Annotated in this window: 12 protein-coding genes; 8 read left to right on the top strand and 4 right to left on the bottom strand. The window is 51.3% G+C overall.

Annotated elements, in window-relative coordinates; all coding sequences use genetic code 11:
• The first annotated feature begins 4 nt into the window (after nt 1–4).
• From IMCC3135_RS20750 to IMCC3135_RS20785, 8 genes are all read left to right on the top strand, one after another.
• Nucleotides 5–1,714: a cytochrome c3 family protein gene (locus IMCC3135_RS20750; protein ID WP_088919337.1), complete on the top strand. Its 1,710-nt coding sequence runs from the start codon at nt 5–7 to the stop codon at nt 1,712–1,714.
• Nucleotides 1,715–1,737: 23 nt separating this feature from the next.
• Nucleotides 1,738–3,960: a heme-binding protein gene (locus IMCC3135_RS20755; protein WP_088919338.1), complete on the top strand. Its 2,223-nt coding sequence runs from the start codon at nt 1,738–1,740 to the stop codon at nt 3,958–3,960.
• Between the two features lie 34 nt (nt 3,961–3,994).
• Nucleotides 3,995–6,010: a hypothetical protein gene (locus tag IMCC3135_RS20760; RefSeq protein WP_088919339.1), complete on the top strand. Its 2,016-nt coding sequence runs from the start codon at nt 3,995–3,997 to the stop codon at nt 6,008–6,010.
• A gap of 10 nt (nt 6,011–6,020) precedes the next feature.
• Nucleotides 6,021–9,794: a multiheme c-type cytochrome gene (locus tag IMCC3135_RS20765; RefSeq protein WP_205737644.1), complete on the top strand. Its 3,774-nt coding sequence runs from the start codon at nt 6,021–6,023 to the stop codon at nt 9,792–9,794.
• A 4-nt stretch (nt 9,795–9,798) separates the two neighbouring features.
• A complete protein-coding gene (locus IMCC3135_RS20770) occupies nt 9,799–11,109 on the top strand; it encodes a multiheme c-type cytochrome (RefSeq protein WP_088919341.1) in 1,311 nt (436 codons plus the stop codon).
• Between the two features lie 52 nt (nt 11,110–11,161).
• Nucleotides 11,162–12,244, top strand: coding sequence for an FHA domain-containing protein (locus tag IMCC3135_RS20775; protein ID WP_088919342.1), 1,083 nt, complete (start codon nt 11,162–11,164; stop codon nt 12,242–12,244).
• Nucleotides 12,245–12,269: 25 nt separating this feature from the next.
• Nucleotides 12,270–13,223, top strand: a complete 954-nt coding sequence (locus IMCC3135_RS20780) for a D-2-hydroxyacid dehydrogenase (protein ID WP_088919343.1) — start codon at nt 12,270–12,272, stop codon at nt 13,221–13,223.
• Between the two features lie 274 nt (nt 13,224–13,497).
• Nucleotides 13,498–13,662: a DUF1328 domain-containing protein gene (locus tag IMCC3135_RS20785; protein ID WP_088919344.1), complete on the top strand. Its 165-nt coding sequence runs from the start codon at nt 13,498–13,500 to the stop codon at nt 13,660–13,662.
• Between the two features lie 343 nt (nt 13,663–14,005).
• Here the strand turns inward: IMCC3135_RS20785 and IMCC3135_RS20790 are convergent, their stop codons facing one another.
• The 4 genes from IMCC3135_RS20790 to IMCC3135_RS20805 form a co-directional block, all read right to left on the bottom strand.
• A complete protein-coding gene (locus IMCC3135_RS20790) occupies nt 14,006–14,857 on the bottom strand; it encodes a metallophosphoesterase family protein (protein WP_088919345.1) in 852 nt (283 codons plus the stop codon).
• Nucleotides 14,854–15,867 carry a diacylglycerol/lipid kinase family protein gene (locus IMCC3135_RS20795; RefSeq protein ID WP_088919346.1) on the bottom strand — a complete coding sequence of 338 codons (1,014 nt, stop codon included), beginning with the start codon at nt 15,865–15,867 and terminating at the stop codon, nt 14,854–14,856. Before IMCC3135_RS20795 ends, IMCC3135_RS20790 begins: the two co-directional genes overlap by 4 nt.
• A gap of 145 nt (nt 15,868–16,012) precedes the next feature.
• Complete coding sequence (locus IMCC3135_RS20800) at nt 16,013–17,353, bottom strand: PQQ-dependent sugar dehydrogenase (protein ID WP_088919347.1); 1,341 nt, start codon at nt 17,351–17,353, stop codon at nt 16,013–16,015.
• Between the two features lie 33 nt (nt 17,354–17,386).
• A complete protein-coding gene (locus IMCC3135_RS20805) occupies nt 17,387–17,659 on the bottom strand; it encodes a hypothetical protein (protein ID WP_088919348.1) in 273 nt (90 codons plus the stop codon).
• Nucleotides 17,660–17,699 lie beyond the last annotated feature (40 nt).

The raw sequence follows: 17,699 nt of genomic DNA on the forward strand, positions 1-17,699 counted from the left end.
TCATATGGACATACTGATTCGACAAACTAACAGTATCAATAGCAGCGATGCGATTTTTACAGATCGTGCTCTTGATATAAAAGTACTGCATATCGGTAGTGCGCCCGACCAGGACTTGCAATTGGTAGGGGCAGATGTATTGCCGCAGCACGCAGACCTGACAGTCAGTGGTAAAGGTGCCCGGATAAGCTGCCGCCGTGGTGCTCTCGTATCGGTTAATGGTACTGAGGGTAAGAAGTTTGATCTCTCTGCCGATGATGTCGTTGAATTCGGTGGGAATAGAATCGAGGTGTCAGTAGCACCAACAGGCTTCGACGTCGCCATTGTAGTGAGCAGGAGCAGTGCCAATGAACCTGCCTCCTACGAGCAGTCCTACAAGACGGATCTATCACAAACAAGACTAGCTCCCAGATTCTTCGGCTGGGCTTTGAGCTTGACAATACTGGTTGTGACGATGCTCATCCCCCTCGCCTATCACTTCATGTCCAAGTCGGAGACCATCACGCAGGCGACGAATATGTCGTGGCCTATCACCGACACATTATGGTCCAGTGGACCCTTGCACAAGGTGCATTCCTCACTCGACGAAAGCTGCAATAGCTGCCATGTAGAGCTGTTTCAGAAAGTGACCAATGATTCGTGTCAGACCTGCCATGAGGATACGCAAGATCATATCGTTGCTGTTACGGAGAACCAGCACCTGCCTATTGAGATGAATGGTACTTGTGCCAGCTGTCACCGTGAACACAACGAACCGGTGTCCAGTTTGGTTATTACCAGCAACAATTTGTGCGTTGATTGTCATGCACCACATGATTTGCAAACTGATTCAACACCTCTAGAGCGCGTAGAAGGTTTCGGTGAAGGCACGCACGCAGCGTTTCAGCTCAGTTTGTTGGCACCTCCAGAGGGAGGCTCCTACGATTCAACAGATGAATGGCTTGTTGAGCGTGTTTCGCCAACAGGGGCAGAAGAGAATTCTCAACTCAAGTTCAATCATGAGATTCATTATGACTCCAGTAAAGTCACGCTTGACCAGGGAGACGCTCTTAGCTGTGCCACTTGCCACGATCTGAGTGTTGATGGTGAGCATTTTGAGGATATTGAATTTGAACTAAACTGTGCTAATTCGGGGTGCCACGAGTTGGAACTTGATCCACGCAATCGACTACCACACGGTCAACCCGATGTGACGGTAGCCGCGATCGAAGGCTTCTATTTACGAAAATTCGGTAATCCGGACAAAATCAACTCGACTACCATCGTTGATCGTCGTCGACGAGTAGATAGATCCAACGACGATGCTGAAAAATGTAGCGGCAGCGCTTACGAATGTGCGCGAGAACTGGCAGCACGCAAGATAGAACAACAGTTCACTAAAACCGGTTGCGTTACTTGTCACACTATCGATGATGTAGGCGGTGAAGTACTGGATCGCTATCAAGTTGCCGTTGTAAAGTTGAATAAGGATTATCTGGCCAACGCGCGCTTCGATCATCAGGCTCACGGTGTATTAGTAGAGCCAGGTGGAGTGGAATCATTCACTGGAGATGATTCATGCGTTTACTGCCACGCGGCTCCAACGTCTTCAACTAGCGCAGATATATTAATTCCCGCTATTGACAATTGCACGACTTGTCATAATGGCCCAGAGCGCGTACTTAATGCGCCTTTAGGCTGTATTGACTGTCATGCATATCATCCCGCATTATGAATATATACGGAGGGGTAATGCTTATGGCTACGTTGCGTAAACTGTCACTAACCATGACAGCCATGTTACTAACGATAGTGGTTAGCAGTTGCTCGGAAGGGACCCCCTCCGGCGATCCGAGTGGAGCTGACTCGACCGTAGGCTGCGATGGCAGTTGTTTCGAATCCGGGGAATTTCTAACTATTGCCGATGTTGAGCAAGTCATTGCACAAAGCGTTCAAGAAGCACTTGCACGCAACGTGAACGCAACGATTGGTGTTGTCGATAGAGTTGGCAATGTTCTCGGCGTCTATCGCATGGGAGAGCGTGAAGAGCGATTTGTCGTACTGTCGACAGACTTTACTGATACAGACGGCATTATCGATGCAGTTGCAGATCAGACCTTTGCCGTCACGGGTGGCCTTGAAGGCATAAAACTACCTTTGCCCGATGACTCAGGTGCTGGAACATTCGCGCCGTTCAACCTGGACCACCTTGCCGCAATTTCAAAGGCGATTACGGGTGCTTACTTGTCCTCGGAAGGCAATGCATTCACCAGTCGCACTGCAAACCAGATCGTGCAGGAACATTTCAATCCGGGTGAGGACTTTCAACCGGGTGGTCCTCTGTTCGGTGTGCAATTCAGCCAGTTTGGATGTTCGGATTTCACACCTTTTCAACAAGATGATCAAATCGCTGCGGGTACCTTTGCAGTGGGGCCAAGACCATCACCGCTGGGTCTTGCAGCAGACCCAGGTGGATTGCCGCTGTATAAAAATGGTGCGGTGGTTGGCGGCATTGGCGTGATGGCTGACAGCATTTATGGCATTGACAAGTTTGTTGCTGATATAGATGCCGATATTGACGAAACCATTGCTATTGCCGGAACATTTGGCTTTGGAGCGCCGCTGGATCGTCGTGATCGCATAACCGTCGAAGGTAAGGTATTTCGATACGCTGATGCAGATTTTAACAATCTCATGACAAACCCGATACAAGCACCTGCTCTTTCGACAAACGATGCAGATGTGGGCGCTCTCATTGCAGTACGAGGATTTACCAATGGAGATCTGAAAGAAGGCACTGTATTTGGTCAGCCAGACTCGGGAATTCGTGCATCGGATGGCGTCTCTACCGGAGAGAATTTCGATAATGAATTAGATGCATTCATTTTCGTGGATGAAAACAATCAGCCGCGTTTTCCTCCGGTGGACAGTACGGATCCGACGCTAACGGCTGAACAGCGACTCTCATCAGCGGATGTCGCATCCATATTGTCAAACGCACTGGATGTTGCTAACCGCGCTCGAGCACAAATCAGAAGACCACTTGGTACACCGGCACGAGTGACTATTTCTGTCGTCGATACTCGTGGGGAAGTATTAGGCATGATCAGAGGACGCGACGCTCCGATATTCGGAGCTGATGTGTCATTACAGAAAGCGCGCACGTCGGCATTTTTTTCCAGCCCTGATGCGGCCGATTATTTCCAGGCACCTTCATTGAATAACCCCGATGGAGCTGATGCGACAAGTGGTTTTCCATTAGTCACCTATATTCAGCCAGGACCGACTCTCGGTACACCACTACTGGTGGAGTCGAACATTACCGACTATGTCACTGCAGCCCAGTCGTTCATCGGCCCCACAGCGTTGGCTGACGGCGCTTTTGCTTTTTCAGATCGTGCTGGTGGCAATTTATCCCGACCGTTTTTCCCGGACGGGATCAACGGCACCGATCCCGGTCCATTCAGCAAACCACCCGGTGAATGGAGTGTCTTCTCAACCGGCTTGCAACTCGATCTGGCTTATAACGCGCTACTCACAGGTGTAGTGTTTGCTGCAGCCAACTCTCCTGATGGCGTTAGCACCGAACCTGAGGATCTGAGTGCCGGTGCGCCACGGCCTCCCTTTGCTGGTGGTTGTGCCGGCAAAGGCCTGAATATCCTCGGTCGACCACAAGTTAGCGAAGTGTCAGATTCGCGCCTGGCCAACGGACTACAGATCTTTCCCGGTAGTGTTCCCATCTATCGCGACGATACCTTGATCGGTGCTATCGGCGTTTCGGGAGACGGCGTAGACCAGGACGACATGATCTCCTTTCTTGGAGTAAACAATGCCGGTCTGGAAGTCGGTGGATTTGGCAACGCGCCCATGTCGATGCGAGCTGATCAATTAACACCAAAAGATGTGAGGCTGCGCTTTGTTCAATGCCCACAGTCACCGTTCATCGATTCAATGGAGGATAACGTCTGTGCTGGCCTCTAAGCGATCAATTAGCCTCGTTCAAGGTGATAAAAAAATGAACACATCCAGCTGCGTACAGGCATTCGTCAGCTCCGTGCTGTCAGCTACAGCGTTCAGTACGCTTTATCTGGGCATACCCACGCTGTCACTGCTACCCAGCGTTGCATCCGCCGCAACTTGCTATATCGATGATCGTGGTCGCATCGTCACGCGCCGTCGGCCTGGGTATACAGCCATCGAATGCCCGAGCTCTGAACCTTCTCCTATTACACCCTCCACCACCCCTGCTCCAACAAACGATCCGGACACACTGGCAGCCCCCACTTCCGATGCCCCCCCAGCAATCGATCAAAGTGTAGAACAGCCCGCCGCACCGTCGGTGCAGTTGTACCGATTGCCAGGACGTCGAGGCGCTCTGGAACCTGCAGAAAATCCCGGACAACCCAAGCAGAGAGCGCAACGCCTGAGAAATCCTGCTTCGCCGATACCCAGACCTTCACTGTCCGACTATGGTGCATCAGTTCCGACTCCAGATCGTTGGCGCATCGTTGACGATCTTGGTTATACAGAGTCCTTGCTGGACCCATACAATCGCAATCCACTCAAAGGTGACAAGCCAATCGGCGATGAATGGTTCTACAACGTAGCAGTCATTGCCGACACGATTCTGGAACTGCGTGATATACCGACCCCTGTAGGTAGCTCATCGACACAGAACACGGGTGAGATAGATGTATTTGGCGATCAGGAGCAGACACTGGCGGTGCAAAACGTTGCCGTCGAACTTGTCTACTACAAAGGTGATACCGTCTTTCGACCACCGGATCATGAATTTCGTTTAACCGCTGCATTCAACTACAACTACGCCGTACTCGAAGAAATTCAGGGTATCAATGCCGATCCACGCGACGGAGATGATCGAACCGATAGCCAAGTCGGTATTCAGGCTGCGTTCTATGACAAACACCTGAGAAACGTTTCCGATCGCTATGACTTCGACAGCTTGCGAATTGGTATTCAGCCGTTCAATAACGACTTCAGAGGGTTCCTTTTTCAGGATAATCAGTTCGGTATACGTCTGTTCGGTATCCGTGACAACAACAAGTGGCAATACAATCTGGCCTGGTTTCGCCGTATTGAAAAGGACACTAATAGTGGTCTGAACGATTTAGGTAGAGGTCTGCGAGATGATGATGTATTCGTTGCCAACCTCTATCGTCAGGATATGCCCGTCAAGGGCTTCAATTCACAAGCATCCATACTGTACAACCGCAATACCGAGGGTGATGAGTTTCACTATAACGAGAACGACTTCATCGAACGCCCCGCCTCACTGGGCTTTGAAGCTCCACGCGATTACGACGTGGTGTACCTGGGATATAGCGGAGATGGCCACTTTGGCCGATTAAATCTGACCACATCCAACTACTACGCTTTCGGTCAGGAGTCCCGCGGTGTTTTCGTCAACGATGAAGTTGATATCAGTGCATTCTTCCATGCCAGCGAAATCTCCATGGACTTTGACTGGTTCAGACCTCGCATATCATTCATGTACGCAAGTGGTGACAGTGATCCGTATGATGATGTAGCAACCGGCTTCGATGCGGTATTCGAGAACCCCGTGTTTGCAGGGTCAGATACCAGCTACTGGAATCGACAAGCTGTGCCACTCATTGGCGGTGGTCGGGTCGCGATATCGGGTCGCAACTCATTGTTGAACGCGTTGCGCTCATCCAAAGAAGAAGGCCAGAGCAACTTCACGAACCCGGGTCTGATACTTTTCGGCTTAGGTGCTGATATGGATCTGACGCCTGCCCTGCGACTGAGCTTGAGTCTGAATAGCTTGTTCTTCGATAAAACCGAGGTCCTGGAAGTTGCTCGAAACCAACCAGATATCGACAAGGATATAGGTCTGGATGCCTCTGTTTCACTCACCTATCGTCCTTTCACCTCTCAGAATATTGTGCTACGAGGCTCCTACGCCACCCTGATTCCAGGTGCAGGATTCGACGATCTCTATCCTGATGAAACAGCGGGATACTTCTTTTTCAACGCTACGTTGACTTACTAAGGTTGCCATTATGCTTCTATATAAATCGATGCAAGGTAATCGACATACGCCACGTATGAGTCGGTTGTTGAGTAAGGGTATGCTCCTGTTGGCGGCTTTGGTTCTCAGCCCTCTTCAGGCAAGTACGGGAGAAGAGGCTGCAGTTGCTCGCGACTATTCGTTTACTCCTGCCGCACCTGGCGTGCAAAGCACCGCAGACGTAGATCAAAAGAATGCTGGCTGCATCACTTGTCACATCGACAACGATCTGCCCTCCATGCACACTAACCCAGCGGTTAAAATCGGCTGTGTCGATTGTCATGGTGGTGATAGTACGATTCCCGAAGCTGCAGGAGCCGAGCCCGGTTCACCTGAGTATCTGCTGGCAGCTGAAAAAGCGCATGTACTCCCTCTCTACCCAAAATCCTGGGAGTATCCCTCCAGCGCCAATCCGGAGAGAACCTATACTCTGCTGAATAATGAGAGCCGTGAATTCGTACGCTTTATCAACCCATCGGATTACCGCGTAGCAGATGAGGCCTGCGGTGCATGTCATCAGGACATCATAGAAGCATCCAAACGCAGCATGCACTCAACCGGTGTCATGCTCATGGGAGGTGCTGCATACAACAACGGCATCCTGCCTAACAAGCAATACAATATAGGCGAAGCCTACGACGACAACGGTGTTGGCGTTAAGCTGCTCGGCCCCATCATTCCCGAAGAGCTCAGAGAGCAGGCGGCGGCGGCCGGTATCTTGCCAGAGCTGTATCCCTTACCTGCCTGGGAAACCGTAAAACCCGGAGATGTCTTTCGAGTTTTTGAACGAGGTGGTCGAAACATCAGCAATCTGTTTCCGGAAACCGGCATTCCTGGAGCTCTTGGACTTGTACAACGATTAGAAGAACCTGGACGCCCGGATATTCGTCAATCCAACCGCGGCCCCGGTACTGGTGCACGTATCTCAGTCCCCTTGATCAACATCACCAAGACTCGTCTTAATGACCCACTTACCTGGTTTGCAGGCACCAATGATCAACCCGGTGATTATCGACAATCCGGCTGCGCCTCTTGTCACGTCGTTTATGCCAATGATAGAGACCCTAAACATTCAGGTGCATATGCCCAGTTCGGACACGGCGGGCAAACGCAAACAGCGGATCCCACGATTCCACGTGAAGAGGATGGTCATCCACTAAAGCATGCATTTTCGCGAGCCATACCGACCAGCCAGTGCATGACCTGCCATATGCATCAGCCGAACATGTTCATGAATACCTTCATGGGTTACACCATGTGGGACTACGAGTCCGATGCACCGCGCATGTGGCCCGAAGAGCAGCAATACCCAACATCTGAAGAAGAATGGGCGGTACTGGATCGTAATCCGGAAGCCGCCTCTGCACGAGGAAAATGGGCAGATGTCGATTTTCTGAAAGACGTCTGGGAGCGCAATGATGAAATGCAGGACACCCAGTTCGCGGATTATCATGGCCACGGCTGGAACTTCCGCGCAGTATTCAAGCGCGATAGAAAAGGTAATCTGCTAGACGACGAAGGTACTATTGTTGAAGACGACGATCCTGATAAATTCGACAAGGCCGTACATATGGCCTCCATTCATATGGATGTGGGAATGCAATGTGTTGATTGTCACTTCTCGCAAGACAGCCATGGAAACGGCCATATCTACGGCGAAGTTGCCTTAGCCGTCGAGATTGGCTGCAAGGATTGTCACGGCACAGCGCAGGAATACCCCAATCTGTACACCTCAGGGCCTGCCGCACTCGAAGGCGGTAAGGATCTTCTGACATTGCGCACCCCTGATGGTCGACGTCGTTTTGAATGGCGCGGTGACGAGCTCTACCAGTCATCGTCTCTGGACTCTGAGCTTGAATGGAAGATGAGTCTGGTCAAGGACACAGTCAATCCTGATCATGTCAGTTACAACAACAAGGCCGCACGCGCCAAAACCATGAGTAGCGATACAGCGACTCAGGAATGGGGACCATCGGTATCAGCAGATGATCTGGCGCATTCAAACGATGAGATGGAGTGCTACTCCTGCCATACATCCTGGACGACAACCTGTGGCGGTTGTCACCTGCCAATCGAGGCTAATCGCAAAACACCAAGACATCATTATGAAGGTGGCGAATCACGAAACTTTGCAACCTATAACCCCCAGGTAGCAAGGGACCAGATGTTTGCTCTGGGTCGCCGGAGTCCGAACAAGGATGGTGGCAAGATCGCACCAGTGCGCTCCTCTTCGGCCTTGATATTGTCTTCCACCAATGCGAACCGGGAAAAGATCTACGTTCAGCAACCGCCAATCGCATCCAGTGGATTCAGCTCACAAGCCTTTAACCCACATTTCCCGCATACCACTCGAAAAACTGAAACAAAGGAATGTGAAGATTGCCATCTATCGGCTAATGGCGACAACAACGCAATCATGGCGCAGCTATTGTTGCAAGGCACAAACTTCATCAACTTCGTCGGCTACCACGCCTACGTAGGCGGTGATGGTGGAATTGCCGGAATTCAGGTTACCGAGTGGGACGAGCCTCAAGCGGTGATTGGTAGCTACTTGCATGAGTATGCCTATCCGGACTGGTTCGAAGAGCATCAGGACAACAAGCAGGTACTCGCTACAAGCCATAAGCACAGTTCAGGAAAATCACAATGTGTGCAACTCCGGGGGGAGTATTTGTATGTAGCCGAAGGCGACGAAGGTATGCGCGCCTATGATGTTGCGAGTATTGCCAACAAGGGCTTCTCGCAAAGAATCATTACAGCCCCTGCCAGCGCACTGGGACAGGACACCCATGTGTCATCCCGCGATGCTACTTGCGTTTTGCTACCAACCACTCAGCCAATTGCCCCTGAACAAAACCAGGGTGAAATGATGCGCGAAGCCAACATGGAACAACCTTTCCATCCCTTGTTTAACTACGCGTACATCTCAGATGCAACTGAGGGGTTGATTCTTGTAAACGTCAACACATTGGTCGATGGTGAACCACGTAACAATTTCTTTGAACGCGCACTAACGTGGAACCCTGACAACGTATTGGAGGGCGCACAGCACCTGAGCATTGGCGGGCACTATTTGTATATCGCAGCAAAACAGGGTGTTGTCATTGTCGATATAGACGATCCGTTAAATCCTCAGGTGGTCACAATCATTCCACTCGATGATGTGCGAGCCACCATGCTGCAATTCCGCTACCTGTTTGTCACAACAGCTGAAGGCTTGATCTCCATTGACGTTTCGAACCCGCTCAAGCCAAGGGTCACGGAAAACAATCTGGTCCGCATCAAGGATGCACGTAAGCTATTTGTATCACGCACTTACGCCTACGTTGCTGCAGGAGCTGAAGGCCTCATTATTGTTGATGTCGAAAAACCGGAATCGATGCTCGAATACCAACGCTTCTCTGAAGGGCTGAAAGATAGCCAGGATGTGATCGTTGCCAGCACCAATGCTTCACTGTTTGCCTATGTCGCCGATGGCACTGATGGGTTGAAAGTCATTCAACTGACCTCCCCTGAACTTCAACCCAAGTTTTACGGATTCAGCCCAGAACCAAATCCACGCCTGATCGCGACTCACTCTACGGGCAAACGATTGCTAAGCCTGTCACGACCTCTGGAACGTGATCGTGGCGTGGATGAGTCAGGCAATCAGATTGCGGTCTTTGGTCGTCGCGGTTCTCGACCACTGAACAATGAAGAGATGCGCAAGATGTACCTGAATGATCAAGGACAGCCTTGGGTAGTGACCAACGATCCGGTCAAGTAATGGCATGACTGAAAAAAAGCACAAGTGTCGCCTACACGCGATCCTTTTACTGGTGGGCAGTCTTGCCTTGGCCCTGTCCTCCAGTCAGTCATTTGCAGTTGACGTATTTGCCGAAACCCACTTGGGGCCCGCTACCTGCGCTACTAGTCAATGTCATGGCAAAAGCGCACCGTACCCAGATCGAAATGTGAATCTCAACGAGTACACTATCTGGATTGATGGGGACAGACACTCCATTGCATACCAGACATTGCTATCCGAGGAGTCGCAACGCATAGCGGCCAAACTCGGGCTAGAGAACGCTAAAAATGCCACCATTTGTCTGGATTGCCACGCTGACAACGCACCGGACGACAAACGTGGACCCAAGTTTCAAATCAGTGACGGAGTCGGGTGCGAAGCTTGCCATGGTGGTTCCGGGCAATGGATAGAAACACACACGGATACAGACGCAACTCACGCCAAGAACCTGGCTGCCGGAATGATCGCAACCGAAACTGCTGAAGTCCGCTCTGAGGTCTGCCTGAGCTGCCATCTGGGTACCAAAGACAAATTCGCGACACACACTATCATGGGAGCCGGCCACCCTCGCCTCAGCTTCGAACTGGACTTGTTTACTGCCAACCAGCCTGCTCACTATATCGTTGATGATGACTATGTGAAGCGCAAAGGCTCCATTCCCAGTTTCAACCTCTGGCTAACCGGCCAGTTTGAAAGCGCCAAACAATCACTGAATGTTGGAGTCCAACGTCTGCACGATGGGATTGGCATGTTCCCGGATTTTGCATTTTATGACTGCCAAAGCTGCCACCATTCACTAAAGAACGTGCGTTGGAGCAAGCGACGAACAGATGGAGTTCTGCCGGGCACATTAAGACTACATATGCCCAATATCGTGGTTCTGGATTCAGTCGCCAGAGCACTGGGTGCTGACGATATCCAACAGACATTGCAAGGCGAGAAAATTAATACAATAAAGGCTGCTCAGCAAAGCAGGCAAGACTTTGCCACAGCGGCACAGAGTATGCTGAATAGCCTGGCAGCTGCGAGAGACACGTGGGCACGCAAATTTTCGAATACAGAGATAGTGGCAGTACGTCGCGCCTTGCTGGAAAATGCGGCAGCCGACCGTGCCAGTGATTACGCAGAAGCTGAACAAATTTATTATAGCTTTGAGAGTTTGTGTTATACGCTGGATGAGCTCGATCGCTGCGCGAGCACATTGGATCAGCTGTTCGAGTCGATCTCTGATAGCGATACTTTCAGCCCCCGAAGTTTTTCCCTGCTCGCAAAAAAACTGGTCGACAGTTTTTAGACTTTCAGATGTAATCTGCAGGTAAAGAAAAGAGCATCCAGAGGATAATTACATGAGCGATATGGATGAAAGCAAACCGCACTTACGCAGCCTGCTCGATAGCGAAGTGTATGAATTAGACGGTGATATGACCATCGGCAGACATGCGGATTGTAATATCGTGCTTGATAAAGAACTGGGGGCGTCACGCAAACATGCCCGTTTCAGGATGGCCGGTCAGAATTTGTTTGTTACCGACCTGGGGTCAACCAACGGCACTCTCGTCAATGGTAAAGAGATTGAAGGTGAAGCTCAGTTGTCAAATGGTGATTTACTGGTCTTTGACGTCAACGAGTACGAAGTGATTATCCCTGCACAGAGCGCAGAGCCTGAGTTCGACCCGAATATGACGGTCTTCATCAATCGAGCAGTGACAGCTACAAAAGAGGCAGCAGAACCTGCCCCCAAGCCAGCTCCCGCTCCCAAGCCAGCCCCCACCCCCAAGCCAGCCCCCAAGCCAGCCCCCAAGCCAGCCCCCGAACCCACCCCCACCCCCACCCCTGACGAAGCCGCTCACCGACCCGGCTCCTGGGTGAGTTCAGCTGATGTCAAAAATTCCGATTTAACCGTCTTGGCACCCGGCGTTGTGGCAATGAGTGCCGAGGCTGCACAGCTTGATCTGACCTCTATTTCCGAACCGACAATCGTTGTTCAAACTGGCGAAAATGCAAACACACTGTTGCCATTGACTGGTAAGCAGAGTGAGTGGAGTATCGGATCAAATGATGATAGAAATCTTCGAATACCACAGGCGGGAGTATCCGGGAATCATGCCGCCATTATCCGAGAAGGATCAAAATGGAAAGTCGTTGATCAGATGTCTATCAACGGCACATTTGTCAACGGTAACCGCGTCAATATCCGTTTTATTGACAATGATGATTTGTTGCGCTTTGGTCCGGTTGAATGCCGGTTTGTAGTGCCGACTGGGTATGCAGGGTCCGGACGATCCAGCAGGAAAACCGGAAAAGGCATGTCAGCCTGGAAGGTTGTAGTCCCCATTGCCTTGCTGCTTGTTCTAGGCGGAGGCTATTACGCCTACAGCACAGGAATGCTCTCTTCAACACCTCTCACCACAGAGGCAGGTATACAATAGCCGATCAAACAAACAGAGATAGATAATGCGAGTTGTTTTTCTGGATCGCGCAACCTTTGGCCCAACCGTCGACATCACGCGACTTGATACGCCGCATGAATGGCTTGAGTTTGACAAGACGCGGGAAGATCAGGTTGTTGAGCGACTTGCTGGTGCACAAATCGCCATTACCAACAAGGTTCCTCTACGAGCAGAAACACTCGCACAATTGCCTGATCTGAAAATGATCAGCGTAGCGGCTACAGGCTACGACGTTGTAGACATCGAAGCCTGCAAGAAACAGAACATCCGAGTCTGCAACGTTCGCGGTTATGCCATCAACACTGTGCCTGAGCACACCTTCGCCCTGCTTTTAGGCTTGCGCCGATCCATCTCTGCCTATTGTGACGATGTGAAGAACGGTGAATGGCAGAAAGCCGGACAATTCTGTTTCTTCAATCACCCCATAAAAGACCTGTCTGGATCCAGACTTGGCATTATTGGAGAAGGTGCGATCGGCCAGTCCGTTGCAAGGATTGCGACCGCATTCGGCATGATTCCAATGTTTGCCGCACATAAAGGCATGAGCGGTATGGGGCCACTTTATACTCCCTGGGATGAGGTCATCGAGACATCCGATGTCATCAGTGTCCACGCACCTTTGACTGCCAACACTCGTCACTGTCTGAGTACAGATGAATTTTCTCGTATGCAGCGCAAACCGCTCATCCTCAATACCTCCCGTGGCGGCCTGGTGGACGAGGCTGCCCTGGTTGAAGCCTTGGACAAACAACAGATAGCAGGTTTTGGATTCGATGTATTAACCACAGAACCACCCTCGGCGGACAATCCCCTGATGACAGTTCTGGATCGTCCCAATGTGCTGCTCACGCCACATATCGCGTGGGCCAGCGAGGAAGCCATGACAGAGGTCTGGCGACAGACAATAGCTCATGTCGGCTGCTTTCTGGCAGGTGAGCCGCGCAACGTTCTGGTGTGAATTTGCCCATGATATGGCTTATCCCCGAAACACATTAAAATTCCGGCATTTCATGACGTATGGCAACTTCACCGACGAGCGAGCCTTTTTTGGCCAGAACTCTGGCATTGCCGTTGATCGTTATCGCACTACAAACCATGGAGAGAAAGGTAAAAGTTACGGTGCGCCTTGTCACTATTTCAACTGTTATCAGTAGTAGCACTATCGTCGTATCTTCAAGTTACCGCAGTCATCAGGTTTCTCTGACAATGCTGCCTGAAAAAAGGATTACACCATGCTTAGTTGGGCTATTACATTCTTCATCATCGCTATTATAGCTGCCGTTCTCGGTTTTGGCGGTATTGCAGGAAGCGTTTCCGGCATCGCGCAAATTTTGTTTATAGTCTTTGCTGTCTTGACCGTCATATCATTCTTCGGGGGCAAGACAAGGAGGATTTGAACATCCGATCCTTGACTACTTAGTGCTCGTGAAACACAAAGAAGGCGTTGAGACTGACTCTCTGCGCCTCGATTCTACTGGATTGAATCGGAAGGCAGCCTAGTGGGTCGATTGGGAAATAAGGTAATGCTCAGCGAGTTTATCAGCCGTGATGGCAAGGCGTTCCCGTGAAGGCGTACCGGGGTACTCCGAGGGGGAACAACGCAGACAGCGCGGCTGACAAGCTCGCCCTTCGGGAGCCTGCATGCGCCCTGCCGTCTGCGTTGCCCCTCCTCGTCGCACTCCAGTGCGCCTTCGTCGGGTCGCCTTGTCGGCCGGGCGCATGCAGACTCTGAGTATCACCTTATTTTCCAATCGACCCACTAGGCACGCTTCTCAGCTCCACTGATCGAGTGGCCTGCTGAAAAAACTGCCTCCCCTCCACCCTGTAATCCCACCGCTCTACAGCTATTCCATCGAAACCAGCGCGCTCATCAATCTTGACAAGATTGTACGAATTGGGATGGTCATGACGGACTCGTTTCGATATGGCAGTGCCTGCGTTCAGTATCCACATCGGTGGCTCGCCCTCACCTGTGTTTGCGATCAACTGCTCAGTTGCATCGAGTAGAAACGGGCGATGCACATGTCCGCTAAGAATGAGATTAACTCCTGCACCATGCCAGGCTCGACAAGTCTCCGAATCGCCGTGATGGGCATCACCCTTGTCAGACAGGGAATTGATACCCAGGGGGTGATGCGTGACCACCACATTGACATCGCCTTCAGCGCATTCCTGCGCGACTCTGGCAACCTCATTTCGACGCCTTGATGTGATGAAACCACTCGCATGCCGCTCTCTGCGAACGGAGTTGACGGTGATGAATCTTACACGCCCCACATGCTGCACAGCCACCCGAGTGCTGCCGAACACGGAGCGATAACGGTGAAACGGGCTGAACATCCTCATTACGGGATTAAACAGAGGGATATCATGATTGCCTGGAACGACAATAACTTCGGTATCGGTTTTATCAATTTCCTCCACGAAGCGTTTGGCAGCTCGAAACTCACGCCATTTGGCACGCTGAGTCAGATCGCCGCTAATCACTACCACCTCTGGCGATAGTTCCCTTACCTGCCTGATCAGAGAGCTAAGCACTTGCGCGGATTCCGTCCCGAAGTGAAGATCAGACAAGTGCATGATCGTAATCATTCTGACTCGACTTCCTCTTCTAGTAATGGACGAACTAACCACTGTGGCTTTTCACTCACTTTTACCACCAGAGGCAGGCGTAACTTGCAAGCCTCGCCATCTACCGACACATCAATCACTTTGGACCTGCGACGCCCGATATCAATTTTTATTTCGTTGAAAACAAAGGTATTCAGCTCGGGCGTCTCGCTGACCCGCCCCCAGAAACCACGCCATATGGTGGCTAGCTGTGTTGCGACTCCCACCGGCGCAAGAACCGCGCAGACCATCTCATCTTTGCCGAATCCAGGTAGAGAGTCAACGCCCACTAGCTCAAGCTGCAAGCGGTTGTTACACAATATCAACGTACTGCAATCAACACTGGTTTGTCTTGATTGACTGGTGATATTCAAACGCATTCTGGACGATTGATGCAATGCCGAAACTATTGCCGCAAGACTGGCCACTCCACGGGTGCGCCCCAGAGTTTTCTTGAAACCTTCACGCTCACGCTGCAGTCGGGCATACGAGCCAATACTGGCATTGACCATGAACTGACGGTCGTTGATCATCCCCACTCTGGTGGCTTGAGGCCTTGAGCATAATATCAGCTTGACTGCCTCACCCGTGTCCTCTGGTATGCCATGTGAGCGGGCTACAAAGTTGAACGTTCCCGACGGAATTATCGCAAGCGCTTGTTGTCTGCCTACCGCAAGAGCTATCGCCGCATTGATGGTGCCATCGCCACCTGAGACCACCAGCGTACCTGAACATGCTTCTGCCTTGTCCAGAGCGGATGTCAGCGCCTGCTCCAGACTCTGTGCGCTTTCTCTACCCAGATACATGAACGGTCGCTGCGCGGATTCAAGCTCAGCCTGAATAATGCGACGCATCTCCTCTGTGTCTCTATTACCGGACTGATCATTCATGTAAATGACCAGCGGTCCGGTAATACTCGGCGCCTCGGTGTTGCTGTTCATACTTGGAGCTTTGGCATAGATATCCACAGCTTCCGGTTGATCTCCCATCATCGTCGTTCAAACCCTACCTGCAGTGGATTGATGGACTCGGTACGTCAGGCTTCCTGCTGCCATCTCGTTTGAATCGTGGGCAAAGTGTGCTCCCCACCTGCCCGCTTCTGAAACGTTCTGTCAAATTTACGCACTCGGTACTCAATCACTGAGTATCTGCAATCGCATCCTCGTCAGGCGTGACTCGCCAGACAATATTCCCTACATCATCAGTGCTTAACAGGGCCCCTTCACTGTCGACTGCCACGTCAACAGGTCTACCCATTGCCTCATCATCTGCATTGACGAACCCCGTCAGGATGTCTTCCGGTTCGCCAGCAGGTATGCCGTCTTCGAAGGGTACAAAGATAACCTTGTAGCCGCTGCGCGGTTTACGATTCCAGGATCCATGTTGGCCGACGAAGACGCCATGTCGATAATGATCAGGGAACAGTGAGCCGGTGTAGAACGTCAGGCCCAATGATGCTGTATGAGGACCCAGTGCATAATCAGGGACAATGGCATTTTCAACAAACTCCGGGCGCTGTGGCTTGACCCGTGTGTCGACATGCTGCCCATAATAGCTGTAGGGCCAACCGTAAAAGCCCCCCCGTTTCACTGACGTCATGTAATCAGGAACCAGATCACTGCCAAGCTCATCACGCTCGTTAACGGCGACCCACAGCTTACCTGAATCTGGCTGCCAGTCCATACCGACAGGATTTCGTAGTCCTGATGCGAAGACGACAGTATCTCCTGAGCTCGCATCGATCTCCAGGATAGCCGCTCGATTGGTTTCATTCTCCATGCCGTTCTCGGCCACGTTGCTGTTGGAGCCCACACCCACGTACAGCTTCTTGCCATCAGGACTGGCAATCAGACTCTTGGTCCAATGGTGATTGATTTTTCCTGCAGGCAAGTTGGCTAACAGCACAGCGGGTGTGCCGATGCTGGTATCACCCTCCTCATAGGGAAACTTCACCAGCGAATCGGTATTGGCAACATACAAAGTGTTGCCAACCAGCGCCATGCCAAAAGGTGAGGTTAGATCACTGAGAAAGACCGACTGAAATTCTGCCACCCCGTCATGATCGGCATCACGCAGCAATGTGATTCTGTCCGCACTCGGCACACCGGCCCCCGCTCGTTTCATGACCCTCGCCATGATGCGTCCCTTGATACCCTTAGGAGGTTTAGCTTGAGCATTGGATTCTGCAACCAGCACATCGCCATTGGGAAGCACATATAGCCAGCGCGGATGATCCAGGCCTTCTGCAAAACGGTTGACTCTCATGCCCACTGCAGCCTCTGGTGTAGCACCTTCAGGCCAGGATGTTGCCTCGGCAATGTTCACTGTCGGAATCAACGTCTTGTTCGGCTCTGGCAGCTGCGGATTTTCACCCTGCCCTTGCCGCACCGCAAGCGTTGCACTCTCTCCGCAGGCTGACAACAGAAAGGCTGACAACACGACGAGAAAACCCTGGCTGACTGCAGAATATGAATGCATACATGCCTCTAAACGTTGACTAAATGAAAATTTCTACTTGATAAGTGCACCGCAATCGTCAATGTCCTTTTGTTCCACACCGTCACCGGCCTTGTCAGATTCGTTAACTTTCTCACAGTCTTTGATATTGCCAGAAGCCTCACCCGATTCGGATTTTTCCTGTTCCGGCGTCTGTGTTTCAGTCTCGACCACCTCCTTTTTGAGCTTCTCGGGTACCTTGCTATCCTCTGCATGAAGCCCTGAAATAGTCAATAACTGAAAACTCATGATGATTGCTGCAAGACTCTTGCAAGATACTGTTTTCATCCTCTGATCCATTGGTTTGATTAGTTTTAAAGGAGCTCTA

Source organism: Granulosicoccus antarcticus IMCC3135 (assembly GCF_002215215.1).
GTDB lineage: Bacteria > Pseudomonadota > Gammaproteobacteria > Granulosicoccales > Granulosicoccaceae > Granulosicoccus > Granulosicoccus antarcticus.

What these genes read in the sequence shown, in the direction of transcription:
- IMCC3135_RS20760 (WP_088919339.1), top strand. Translation starts at nt 3,995, where the DNA reads ATGAACACATCCAGCTGCGTACAGGCATTCGTCAGCTCCGTGCTGTCA.
- IMCC3135_RS20755 (WP_088919338.1), top strand. Translation starts at nt 1,738, where the DNA reads ATGGCTACGTTGCGTAAACTGTCACTAACCATGACAGCCATGTTACTA.
- IMCC3135_RS20750 (WP_088919337.1), top strand. Translation starts at nt 5, where the DNA reads ATGGACATACTGATTCGACAAACTAACAGTATCAATAGCAGCGATGCG.
- IMCC3135_RS20800 (WP_088919347.1), bottom strand. Translation starts at nt 17,353, where the DNA reads ATGCATTCATATTCTGCAGTCAGCCAGGGTTTTCTCGTCGTGTTGTCA.
- IMCC3135_RS20765 (WP_205737644.1), top strand. Translation starts at nt 6,021, where the DNA reads ATGCTTCTATATAAATCGATGCAAGGTAATCGACATACGCCACGTATG.
- IMCC3135_RS20775 (WP_088919342.1), top strand. Translation starts at nt 11,162, where the DNA reads ATGAGCGATATGGATGAAAGCAAACCGCACTTACGCAGCCTGCTCGAT.
- IMCC3135_RS20790 (WP_088919345.1), bottom strand. Translation starts at nt 14,857, where the DNA reads ATGATTACGATCATGCACTTGTCTGATCTTCACTTCGGGACGGAATCC.
- IMCC3135_RS20795 (WP_088919346.1), bottom strand. Translation starts at nt 15,867, where the DNA reads ATGATGGGAGATCAACCGGAAGCTGTGGATATCTATGCCAAAGCTCCA.
- IMCC3135_RS20780 (WP_088919343.1), top strand. Translation starts at nt 12,270, where the DNA reads ATGCGAGTTGTTTTTCTGGATCGCGCAACCTTTGGCCCAACCGTCGAC.
- IMCC3135_RS20805 (WP_088919348.1), bottom strand. Translation starts at nt 17,659, where the DNA reads ATGAAAACAGTATCTTGCAAGAGTCTTGCAGCAATCATCATGAGTTTT.
- IMCC3135_RS20785 (WP_088919344.1), top strand. Translation starts at nt 13,498, where the DNA reads ATGCTTAGTTGGGCTATTACATTCTTCATCATCGCTATTATAGCTGCC.
- IMCC3135_RS20770 (WP_088919341.1), top strand. Translation starts at nt 9,799, where the DNA reads ATGACTGAAAAAAAGCACAAGTGTCGCCTACACGCGATCCTTTTACTG.